The sequence below is a fragment of the Microbacterium sp. SCN 69-37 genome (genome assembly GCF_001724435.1).
Taxonomy (GTDB): domain Bacteria; phylum Actinomycetota; class Actinomycetes; order Actinomycetales; family Microbacteriaceae; genus Microbacterium; species Microbacterium laevaniformans.
Map to the genome: position 1 here is coordinate 1 of NZ_MEEL01000007.1, position 10,886 is coordinate 10,886.

The 10,886-nt window shown below is 63.7% G+C and carries 9 protein-coding genes; all 9 read right to left on the reverse strand.

Features of this window, described 5'->3' with window-relative positions; genetic code table 11:
• Positions 1-93 precede the first annotated feature (93 nt).
• The 9 genes from ABS64_RS00920 to ABS64_RS00960 all read right to left on the reverse strand — a co-directional run bounded on the left by ABS64_RS00920 (position 94) and on the right by ABS64_RS00960 (position 10,720).
• Positions 94-1,998 carry a DUF262 domain-containing protein gene (locus ABS64_RS00920; RefSeq protein WP_288119188.1) on the reverse strand — a complete coding sequence of 635 codons (1,905 nt, stop codon included), beginning with the start codon at positions 1,996-1,998 and terminating at the stop codon, positions 94-96.
• Positions 1,999-2,073: 75 nt separating this feature from the next.
• Entirely contained in the window at positions 2,074-5,253 is a 3,180-nt protein-coding gene (locus tag ABS64_RS00925; RefSeq protein ID WP_292680140.1) for a type I restriction endonuclease subunit R, read from the reverse strand.
• Between the two features lie 15 nt (positions 5,254-5,268).
• Positions 5,269-6,444, reverse strand: coding sequence for a Fic family protein (locus ABS64_RS00930; protein ID WP_292680142.1), 1,176 nt, complete (start codon positions 6,442-6,444; stop codon positions 5,269-5,271).
• A 48-nt stretch (positions 6,445-6,492) separates the two neighbouring features.
• On the reverse strand, positions 6,493-7,110 hold the full coding sequence (locus ABS64_RS00935; RefSeq protein ID WP_292680144.1) for a BRCT domain-containing protein: 618 nt from the start codon (positions 7,108-7,110) through the stop codon (positions 6,493-6,495).
• Positions 7,111-7,126: 16 nt separating this feature from the next.
• On the reverse strand, positions 7,127-7,735 hold the full coding sequence (locus tag ABS64_RS00940; RefSeq protein WP_292680145.1) for a 3'-5' exonuclease: 609 nt from the start codon (positions 7,733-7,735) through the stop codon (positions 7,127-7,129).
• A 22-nt stretch (positions 7,736-7,757) separates the two neighbouring features.
• Positions 7,758-8,336, reverse strand: a complete 579-nt coding sequence (locus ABS64_RS00945; protein WP_292680147.1) for a DUF697 domain-containing protein — start codon at positions 8,334-8,336, stop codon at positions 7,758-7,760.
• Positions 8,333-8,899: a GTPase gene (locus ABS64_RS00950; protein ID WP_292680149.1), complete on the reverse strand. Its 567-nt coding sequence runs from the start codon at positions 8,897-8,899 to the stop codon at positions 8,333-8,335. The genes ABS64_RS00945 and ABS64_RS00950 overlap by 4 nt, the downstream gene beginning before the upstream one ends.
• Before the next feature lie 13 nt (positions 8,900-8,912).
• Entirely contained in the window at positions 8,913-9,557 is a 645-nt protein-coding gene (locus ABS64_RS00955; RefSeq protein WP_288119198.1) for a hypothetical protein, read from the reverse strand.
• 137 nt (positions 9,558-9,694) lie between these two features.
• Entirely contained in the window at positions 9,695-10,720 is a 1,026-nt protein-coding gene (locus tag ABS64_RS00960) for a restriction endonuclease subunit S (RefSeq protein WP_292680152.1), read from the reverse strand.
• Between the last annotated feature and the right edge of the window lie 166 nt (positions 10,721-10,886).

Consider the following 10,886-nt stretch of genomic DNA (forward strand, 5'->3'; position numbering starts at 1 on the left):
ATCCTCGATATGCAGCACCTGGATCTTCACACGCCCATTCTCCCGCGCAACTCGCGGCGGCTGGCCACCCCGCACCTTCTTGATCAACACGCCCTAGATCGCTTCTGAACCCAGCAGGTCAATTTCTGTCGGGTCTTCGTCTATCTGTTCGCCGTCCTCGGCCTCGCCCGTGACGATGACAGGCTTGCCGATGGCTTTCTCGATCACCTCGACGAGGGCGTTCTGTCGCGCCGTCATGAACTCCCAGAAGTCGTCCGCGCGCAGAAGCCCGGGATCAATGAGGTGCGATCGCAGACGTTCATCGAGGGCGGCAGGGGCGAGCTCCGTGTTCTCCCTCTCGATGCGGCTGACGTACTCAGATGGCGCGACTCCGCCAATAATGCGGTTCGTTCTCGCAGCAAGGGGCGTCTTGTTGATGATCGAGTCATAGACGTTCCTGTCGATGCCCTGCTTCTTGCACCACTCCTGGGGGAAGATGTGGTGAATGTCGACGTTCTCGTCGAAGAATATTGTCTGCGAGAACGCCTGCCCCGAACGAAAGTCCTTCGCTCCCTCGTGCATGAGGAGAGCGTTGACGCCTTTGTACGCAGCAGAGACCCGCATTCGCATTGTTTGCAGACGGTCTGCACGGACCGTGGCGTCGTGCACGGTCGTGGGGAGCTCGCCGCCTCGAGCCCACGCAACGACCTCGACGAAGTCACGGGCAACCCGGGTCTCCGTGGACGAACCATAGAGCTCCCCAAAGACCCCGTTCCAGTACCATCTGCGAACCTTCTCGATCGCCGCGGGAGAGTCAGCTTCCGCTCCGAGCTCAGCCAAGATTGCGGCCAGCGGAACGACCTGAGTCTGATAGGGCAGATCCTTCACCCGATAAATCCCGAGGCGCACGAGGAACTTCGCTGCCTCGAGGAATCCCGCTTCAACCTTCGACTGGTAGCGCAAGTACGCTTCCAGAGGCAGATCAAGCAGCGACTGGCGAGTGGCCGATATCTTCGGCAGCTCCTTCCCGCTCTTGCCTTCATCGACTGCGCGAGCCCTGACATCGCGGGTGTAAAAGAGTGAGATCGCTTGAAGGAAATCTGTGTTCCCCACCCCGGCGAGTACTCCTTCGGAGGCCGAAGGGAGCTTCAGTGCTGAGCGAAAGCGCTCATGCCTACCCTCGACGCCCTCGCCCCCGTACCAGTCCTTTCGCAGTTCGTAGCCATCCGCGGCATACATCGCGGTGATGAGTTCAAAGGCGTCAAGCGGCTTTCCGCCGGTGTTGACCTTCTCGAACACGACGCATACGGCCTCCTTGCTCGTGGCTGCAGCGAGTTCAATGACCGGGACGAGATACTCGGTGAAGTTCTTGACTATCCGCTCATAAAACTGGTTCACCCGGCGGAACCGGTCCTGGAAGTCATCATGCTTCATCGCCCAGGTGACGAACGCCTGGTTCCAGTCAGCCCAGCCGACAACGGCGCTGAGCGGGAACATGCCCTGCTCGAACTCCAACTCCTGCGTAGATAGATCCTGCTCGACCACGCGCCCGAAATCAGACGTGAAGCGGCGATCTTCAGGGACGCTGACGACCGCCTCATCTCGGTCGACCGTTTCGTCCAGGCACTTCTCGATGTCGAGGTAGAACCACCGCTTGACTCGTTGGCGACGCGGGGTGATGGTCTGGACCACCTCATTTCGCATCAGCACCTGGTACAGCGATGTCAGCCGCTGTTGACCGTCAAGCAGGAGTGACTCAGGACTCTTCTCCCCTGCCTCAAGCGGAGCTCCCTCCAACACACGTGGCCTGAACTCGACAGCACCACCCGTCTTGAGCGTCATCACGGCACCAACGGGAAACCCTCGGGACACCGAAGCTATGAGGCTGCGTATGCGTTCCTCATCCCACACCCAACTCCGCTGAAAGTCGGGCAGCTGCAAGCGCCCATCGTGACCGGACTTGAGGAGGTTCAGGAGTCCGACCGAACTCGCCGTGAAGCTCGTCGTGGATTCACTCAACTGCTTTGCCTTTCTGTGACGATTGGCGACCAGCGGTCGACGCGCACTCTGGGTCTATCAGAATGTCAACTCTGGTCACCCGCGTTCGTCCGCATACCGCGGAGCCATCGATTCCATCTGGTCCATGACGAGCTTGATCGCCTCGGGTTGCTTGTCGGGCGGGTACTTGTATTTCACGAGTAGCCGCTTGATCGACGACCGCAGCTTTGCGCGCACGTCATCGCGAACGGTCCAGTCGGTGCGGACGTCACGGCGCATCACAGCGACGAGCTCCCGGGCGATCTGCGCAAGCACATCCTCGCCCTGCACATCGACCGCCGACTCGTTGGTGGCGACGGCGTCGTAGAACGCCAGCTCGTCACTAGAGAGCGGTGGGGAGAAGCGCGTGCCGCGCGACGCCTCGGCGGCGACCTCCTTCGCAAGCGCCACCAATTCCGCGATCACCTCAGCGGAGGTCAGTTGCTGGTTCGTGTAGCGGTTCATGATCTCGGCGATCCGCTCCGAGAACGCCCGTTGGCGAACAAGGTTTCCGCGTGTCGCTCTCGCGCCGGCATCCGTCAGCGACTTGCGCAGCGCCTCGATCGCGAGATGCGCGTTCGGCGCCGCCTGCGCCTTGGCGAGGAAGTCAGGGCCGAGGTTGTCGAGCGCCAGCCGCGGAAGCCCGGCCGCGTCATAGATGTCGAGAACTTCCCCGGGAGCGATGGACTCGGCGACGAGCGATCCGAGGAGGCGCGAGATCTCCTCGGGAACCGGTTCGTCGCGGGCCTGTCGTTCAGCGGCGTCGAACTTCGCCATCCAGACGCGAACCTCTTCGTAGAAGGCGATCTCTTCGTGCAGTTCAGCGAGTCCGTCACGGCCAGACGCGAGTGCCCACGCCCGAGCCAGCTGACCGGTCGCGGTGCGGTACCGCGCCGACAGACGGTCGTTGCCGAGCTCAGGGTCGTTCAGCGGATTCGCGGCGTCTCGCAGGAAGTTGGTTGCGGTCGTTGCTGCCGTCCGCCAGGCGCGAGAGCCGCCGCGCGCGACGATCGCTCGCCAATCACAGGCGGCGAGCATCTCGCGGATCTCAGCGACGATCTCAATCGCGATAGCGACCGCTTCGTCGACGTCTCGGCCGACGGGCTTGTTCTCCTGATCCGATGTCGTGTACTCCGCAAGAGCGTTCGCGAGGTTGTCGGCGAGCGGCGCGTACGCGACGAGCAGCCCGTCCTCCTTTCCCCTGAACGTGCGGTTCACGCGCGCAAGCGTCTGCATCAACAGGGCACCCTTGAGGGGTCGGTCGAGGTAGAGCGTGTGCAGCGGCGGCGCGTCGAAGCCGGTCAGCATCATGTCCTTGACGATGACCAGTTCGAGCTCGTCGTCGGCATCCTTCAACCGCGCCTTGATCGCCTTGTTCTCGGAGTCTCGGCGCACGTGGTCGCTGACGGGCGGCTGGTCGGATGCCGACCCCGAGTAGACGACCTTGATCTTGCCGGAATCCAGCGCGTCGGAGTGCCAGTCGGGCCGCAGACGGACGATCTCCGCGTACAGTCGCGCGCAGATCTCACGTGTGCCGCCAACAATGAGTGCCTTGCCGGGGGACGCGAGGAAAGGCTTCATCCGCTCACGCCGCTCTTCCCAGTGCCGCACGAGGTCGGCCGCGAGCGTCTCGATGCGCTCCGGCGCGCCGTAGACGGCGTTGACGACGGCGACGGAGGCCTCGAGCCGCGCCCGCTCTGTGTCATCCAGCCCGACGGTGTATTCGTCGGCGGCACGATCGATATCGTCCTCGCTCGCACCTTCGGCGAACGACACCTTGATGAGCCGCGGCTCGAAGTACACAGGGACGGTCGCGCCATCGTCGACCGCCCGTGTGAGGTCGTAGATGTCGATGTAGTCGCCGAACACTGCGCGCGTATCGCGCTCCGCGAACGAGATCGGCGTACCGGTGAAGGCGATGAGCGTCGCGTTCGGCAGCGCATCGCGCAGGTGACGGGCGTAGCCGTCGAGGTCGTCGTAGTGGCTGCGGTGCGCTTCATCGACGACGACGATCACGTTGCGCCGGTCGGTGAGCAGGGGATGCTGCGTGCCCGAGGCCTTCTCCGCCTCGGTGAGCCCGAACTTCTGCAGCGTCGTGAAGTAGATGCCACCGGTGACACGGTTGCGCAGCTCGTCGCGCAGTTGGGCGCGTTCGCGCACCTGGACGGGCTTCTCGGCGAGGAGCAGACTCTGGTCGAACGTCTGGAACAGCTGCCCATCAAGTTCCGTGCGGTCGGTCACGACGACGACGGTGGGGTTCTTGAGTTTCGGATGCCGCGATACGAGGTTCGCGTACAGCTCCATCTCCATCGACTTGCCCGAGCCCTGCGTGTGCCACACGACACCGGCCTTGCCGTTGGTCTCGACGGCCTGCACGGTGCTGCCGACCGCCTTCGCCACCGCGAAGTACTGGTGCGGCTTCGCGATGCGCTTCGTGAGGCCGTCGGCGTTCTCGTCGAACGCCGTGAAGTTGCGCACGAGCTGGAGGAACCGCTCCTGATTGAACAGGCCGTTGAGAGCGTCGTCGATCGGCTCGACCGACACACCGTCCTCGATCCGCGGCTGTGCGAGCGGTTTGCCGTCATCGTCGACGTTCCAGGGCGCGAAGTGGTTCAGCGGCGTGAAGGGCGTGCCGTACTTCGCACCGATGCCGTCGGTCGCGAGCGTGAGTACGCAGAAGCGGAACACCATAGGGAACTCGCGCAGATACGTCTGCAGCTGCGCATGCGCCGGGGCAACGCCGGTGGATGCCGCGCCGGCACGCTTCAGTTCGACGATGACGAGCGGCATCCCGTTGAGGAACAGCACGATGTCGAGGCGTCGGTGGAGGTCACCGCGCCGGAGCGTCAGCTGGTTGACGGCGAGCCAGTCATTGTCGGACGGGTCGGTGCCGAGCAGTCGGAGCCGCGGGTTCTGTTCGATACCGTCGGTGTCGATGTAGCTCAACGGATATCCGCTGACGAGGTACTGGTGGATGCGGTGGTTCTCGGTGATCGCGTCCTGCGACTTCGGCGCGGCGATCTCCGCGACCGCTTGCTGCAGATACTCGCCGGGCACGGCGGGGTTGAGTCGGCGCAGCGCGTCGAGCAGACGCGGACGGATCAGCAGGTCGTCCCACGTGTCGCGCTCACCGCTCCCGGGTGCGACTTCATCGCCCTTCGCCGGTCGCCACCCCAACGGCTCGGCGAGCGTTTCGAGAGCGTCGTTCTCCCAGTCGGCCTCCGACAGTGCTGTCATGGTTTGCCGTCCTCCCTAGACGCTCTCGCCGAACGCGTCTTCACTCGACACCGCAGCCCACACTTCCGTGGCGATCCAGCGCTCGCGCCCCCCGCGCCCCCACCTGCCGGCGGATCGCACCCAGCCGCGCTCCTCCGCCCGTCGAAGCGCGGCTGAGCCTGCGGGCCTGCTGACCCCGGCATGCCGCATGACCGTCGCGACCGTGACGACCGGGTTGCGGAAGATCAGGTCGATCACCGAGCTGAGTGCCGATCGATCGCCGATGGCCTCCCGCCGATACCGCTCCCGTATCTCCACGAGCGCTCGGATGCGGGCGGCTGCCTGGTTCGCTTGCTGTTCGACCCCCTCGCAGAAGAACTGCACCCACTCCTCAATCTCGCCACGTTCGCGAACTGCCTGCAAGCGGTCGTAGTAGGCGTCACGATTCCTCTCGAAGTAGCCCGAGATCGGCAGGATCGGGGCCCTGAGAACGCCGTCTGCGACGAGCATGAAGCCGATCAGCAGCCGACCTATTCGGCCATTGCCATCGAGGAACGGATGGATGGTCTCGAACTGATAATGCATGAGCGCAGCGCGCAAGACGGGGGGCATCGTCGAAGGCTCGTTGACGAATCTTTCCCAGTCCGCCAAGAGGTCGCCGATCCTGTCTTGATGTGGCGGGATGAATCGCGCCGTTTCGGGGCGCGCATTGGGCGAACCGATCCAGACGGGCGACCTGCGTAGTTCCCCAGGGAACTTCTCCTCGCCACGGACGTTCGCCAACAACGTGGCATGCAACGCGCAGAAGAACCGCTGCGTCAGGGGCCATTTCTCGAGAAGTGCCCTGCCCTGGGCAGCCGCATCCAGGTAGTTGTTGACCTCGCGCAGGTTCTCATCCTCGATCGGCTCGTCCGAGCTCTCCGCGCTGAGAACGTCGCTGAGTGACGCCTGCGTTCCTTCGATACGAGAACTCGAGAGAGCTTCCTGCGCCATCGAGGGACCCAGCAACAGTTCAGGATCGTTGATGAGCATCGCCAGCCCCGAGAGTCGCCCGAGCGCGATGTCGGCCCGCGACACGGCCGCCATCGACTCCGGCGAAAGTTGAAGGGCTCGAGGGATCGCGGCGGGGAGGAAGTAGGGATGCGTCCATGCGCCGGTCGGGTTCGTTGTGAGCTCGCCAAATCGCGTGCTCACGTAAAGCTCGGTTCGCACCAGGTCATCCCTTTCGAAGCGCTCGCGAAGAAGTAAGAGAAATCGTGACTACCTTACTTCTTCGTGCTGTTTTGGAAAGACGATGGTGGCCAGCCACTCTTCTCCGACGATGGGGATGCCGTAGTCGCGGGCCTTCTTCGCCTTGCCCGACAACGAGTCGGGATCTGCTGCGACGACGAGTTTGACCTTCTTGGTTACTGACGGTTGCGGCACGAACCCGCGCTCGCGCAAGTCCGCCTCCCACTCGCTCCGTTCGCGCAGCATCTCTCCCGTAAGCACTACGAGATCCCCGGGCGACAGCTCGATCGCCGACGCGGCCTGACCCGTGCCCGCGACCGGATCGACGTCATCCACCGCAGCGGCGACAGCCTCGTCGTCGAGCCCCAGAAGCGCACCGACGTCACGGAGCGTGGCGCGCTCGTCCTCGGTCAGGATGCCGTCCGCCCAGGCCCGGCGTTCGAGCTCGACGAAGTAGTCGCGGTGGATCTCATCAACGGCGTCACGGGTCAGCCCGAGCTCGGTCGCGACTTCAGCGAGCTGGGCCCCTTCGCTCACCGAGATCAAGCCGTCGATCAGGCAACGGTCGAGCAGAGCGACGTATTGGGCTCCGGCGCCCTCGACGCGCGGTCGTTGAGCGTCGGTCGAGATCCGCTCGAGAAAGCTCACTGGCGCCGCGCCGACATCACTTCGAACTTTCACCGCGACGCCGGTCCGGCGTCCGGGGGGGATAGCTGTAGGCGCGGCCAGACTCCGCGGCCTGCTGCCTGTAGTCCAGCCACTCAGGCCGCGTGTTGCTCTGAGCGTGGAAAGCCGCCAGCAGTCGCGCGGCGGCGAACGAGTCGGCGCCCGCGCTGTGCGCGTGTCCGATATCGATGCCGTAAGTGGTGCAGGCGTGCGACAGGGAATATGACCCGCCGAGCCCGAACCTCGAGCCGAGAGTCATCTTGCAGACATGCGGCGTTCCGCCGCCGAGCCAATAGCCGGCGCGCTCGAACTCTGCCTGCAGGAAACGCAGGTCGAACGAGGCGTTGTGCGCCGCGAAGACACGGCCCTGCAGCAGCTCGGCGAACTCGGCCGCGACGTCGCTGAACGTAGGTGCGTCGAGCACGTCCGCCGCATGAATGCCGTGGATACGCTGCGGCCCGAGATCACGCTCGGGGTTGATCAGCGTCTCCCACCGAAACGAGATCGTCCCGTCGTCCTCGACGTGCGTGACGCCGATCTCGACGACCCGGTGGTGGTACGACGGCAGGATGCCGGTGGTCTCGAAGTCGACGACAGCGAATGACATCTGGCTGGGTCCTCTCGGTCGGCTACTTGGTGAGCTTCTGCTCGGCCATCTTGCGGACGACGTCGAGGAAGCCCGGGACGAAGTCCGACCAGGAGTTGCTCACCTTGTCGACGTCGAGCTTTCCGGTGTGGACCTGCTCGCACAGGCGCATCCACCCCTCGCCGGTCGCGGCGGTGAGCGCGCCGGCGACGCCGGCGTTCATGACGCTGCCAGCGCCTGGGATCAGCTTGAGCATGCTGCTCGCGAGGGCGCGCCCGGCGAGCTGCGCTCCAACTTGGGCGAGAGCACCGGCGGACATCATGGTCTTGATCTCCAGGTCGTAGATCGTGGCGATGCGCGCCATCATCCCGAGCTGGATCGGCGCCAGGATCGCGGCATCGGCAATCGGAACCGGGACAGCTGCGGCACCTGCTGCCGCAGTCGTTGCAGCGGCGATGACGGGCCGGGCGAGTTCTCGCTTCCAGGGGAGGTTGAGTCGTTGTGCGATGCGAAACGCGTCTTTCTCGTTGTCCGGCGAAAGGGCGAGGGTTTCCGCGACGAGCTCACCGAGACCATGCCCTTTGCCCTTCCCGTGCTTGTCCTGCGTGGAGGTGAGGATCACGCTGCGGGGATCGGCAGATCGGTCTGCGGGTCGACGGGCTCGTTGAGCCATTCGACGAACTTCTCCACACCCTTGGCCACGCCGTGCTGACCGGTGATGGGGTTCTTGATCCAATCGACCTTGGTCAACACCAGGATGACCGGAAGACTTTGCGCGTCGAGCTCGCGGATCATCGCGATGTCCGCCGGAGTCAGCCGGTCGTCGTTGGCCTTGACGCAGTACCAGACGACCGAGATCTGCTGCAGCTTCGGGCTCTTCGAGATCGTGTCGAGGTGAACTCGCAACTGCTCTGCGGGTGGCACCTGCGAACCGATCTCGAAGCCTTCGACGTCCCAGATTCCGAGCGAGTCATCGTTGAAGTACTGGACTCCCCGGGTCACGGGCAGGCCTTTGCCGACCTTCGCCCAGTCCCGGCCAAACACGGCGTTGACGAGCGAGGACTTGCCGACGCCGGAGCTCCCGATGATCGCGAGGTTGAAGCGCCCGAACTTCGACTTCGCTTCAGCTGTCGCGTCCAGGAAGGGCTGTTCGTCGATTTCGGGGATGTCCGTGTTGTCAGTCATGTCGATATCGTCCTCACTCAGCGAACGTGAACTCGAGAGTCACGTCCGGGTCGATCGCGGTGATGATGTTGGTGTAGAAGTCCTTCGCCTGCACTTCGAGCACCGGTCGGAGGCCCTCGATGTGCTCTGACTTGACCTCGTCGGTGAGTACTTCTTCCGTGAGCTTCAAGGTGTCGATCTCCGGCGTCAAAAAGCTGAGAACACCGTTCGCCTCGTTCACGACGTGATATCTGGGCTCGTCGATGCCGATGAGGGTGAAGTTCGGGATCGCGATGCGGAACGCGTTGTCGCCCGTCCGTGCGATCGTGACATCTTCGCCGTTGATGCCGACCATGGTGTCGAACTCGTACTGCAAGAGAACCGAGCGGTCGGTCCACGGGATGGCGATGCCGTTGATGTCCTGGATGTCGGCCTTGGGCTTCAGATCGGCGATGGCCGATCGAACAAGCACGACCTGCTCTTGCAGTTCGACAGACTTGATGACCTGGATCTCACGCTGCTCGCTCGCGCCGAACGATCTTCCGACCCAGAGCCCACCCACGGCCGCTGCGGCGATAGCCAGGATCACGAAGAGCACCAGCAGGAACTTTGCCCAGCCGGGCGTCCTCGATCGCGGCTTCTGCGGGTGGACGGCAGGGGGCGTGGCGGTAGCGGTCATGCGGTGAATCTCCCCAAATGGATGCGGCGGTGCATTCGTACTTCGAACCTAGAGGTTGCGCAGGCGTGCCCGTTCACACGCCCGCCTGAACAATCAGCGCTTCGGCATCACGGACGCGCAGCTTGCCCGACATGAGCTCAGGCAACAGCGCGTCGCGCGTCGCGCGTCGCGGCGAGCGTGCGATTCTCTGCCAACGCACCCCGGGCAGCATCGTGGAGTGGAGCAATCCGTGAGTCGAAAGCTATAAGCACCGTCTCCTCAGGGACCCGCACCGGAAGCCGCTTGAAATTCCCCCTGCTCAGCTCAAGGAAGGTTGCCCCATTTGCCCATGAAATGAACTCGTCGACTCGACTCTCCATCTCGTGGAACAGCCACCAACGCAGGCGGGGGTCGTGAGGTTCGACAGCGATGAAGCCCTGGTTGAGTGCTGTAGGGACACCGTTGATCGCCAGCGCACCGATAGTCGCGCGCGATGTCATGAGAATCGCGCCGGGCTCGAATAGCTTCGAGCTACATGCAGCGAGGCCAGCGGGCGCAATCCTTCGGGAGGTGGACTCCAGGTACGGCCCCACGAGAGCAGTCATGTCCGTCGGAGTCGCCCACCAGATATCACCGTCCCAGAGTGCAGGGTTCTTCGTGCTTGGGGTTCCTCCGCCACTAATGTCCGCGATCTCTTCGAACCTTGGGCCCCACGCCACGTGGCGCACGGTCGCGGCGAAATCGGTTGAAGCGAGCTGTATAACTGTGGCGGCGAGGGCGGTGTTGGCGGCGATCTTGTCGTCGAGGGCGCCCAGTATCTCGGCGATCGCCTGCTGTTCGCGGAGCGATGGAACCCAGACCTCGAACGAACGAATGTCCGGCACATTCAGGTGGTGGACCGTGGATCCCTCCGCTTTGACCAGCAGCCCTGCCTGAGCAGCAGGCGCGGTAAGTGCGTAGTAGAGGAATTTGCTGTCGACGACATCAGGGTCCGGCCGCAGCAGGACAGTGCGCTGACCTGGGGCGACGTTCGCGACGTCTGGAAGACGAACGACCGGACCGACAGGTGCTTCGCGAGCGAACAGAAGATCGCCCGCCCGTGGAGAGAGTCGACGTGTCCATGCTTCGAATGTTTCGCGAGAAATGCGCCTCGCTTCCGCATAGTTGATGCGATGATCTCGCATGGCTGGCGTTCCTACCGCGAAATACTCTCCAGCCTCATCGATGGGGGCCGTCTTGTGCTCACAATCGGGCTCATCGCAATTGAGGGTGTAGCAGTGGCCTGAAGCCGCCGGCTTCGAGCAGTGATCTGGCGATGTAGTTGGTGAGGTTGCGGAAGCCGAGGGCGGA

Bases quoted from the DNA above. Each gene is read 5' to 3' on its own strand.
- ABS64_RS00925 (WP_292680140.1), bottom strand. From the start codon at position 5,253: ATGACAGCACTGTCGGAGGCCGACTGGGAGAACGACGCTCTCGAAACG.
- ABS64_RS00960 (WP_292680152.1), bottom strand. From the start codon at position 10,720: ATGCGAGATCATCGCATCAACTATGCGGAAGCGAGGCGCATTTCTCGC.
- ABS64_RS00955 (WP_288119198.1), bottom strand. From the start codon at position 9,557: ATGACCGCTACCGCCACGCCCCCTGCCGTCCACCCGCAGAAGCCGCGA.
- ABS64_RS00950 (WP_292680149.1), bottom strand. From the start codon at position 8,899: ATGACTGACAACACGGACATCCCCGAAATCGACGAACAGCCCTTCCTG.
- ABS64_RS00940 (WP_292680145.1), bottom strand. From the start codon at position 7,735: ATGTCATTCGCTGTCGTCGACTTCGAGACCACCGGCATCCTGCCGTCG.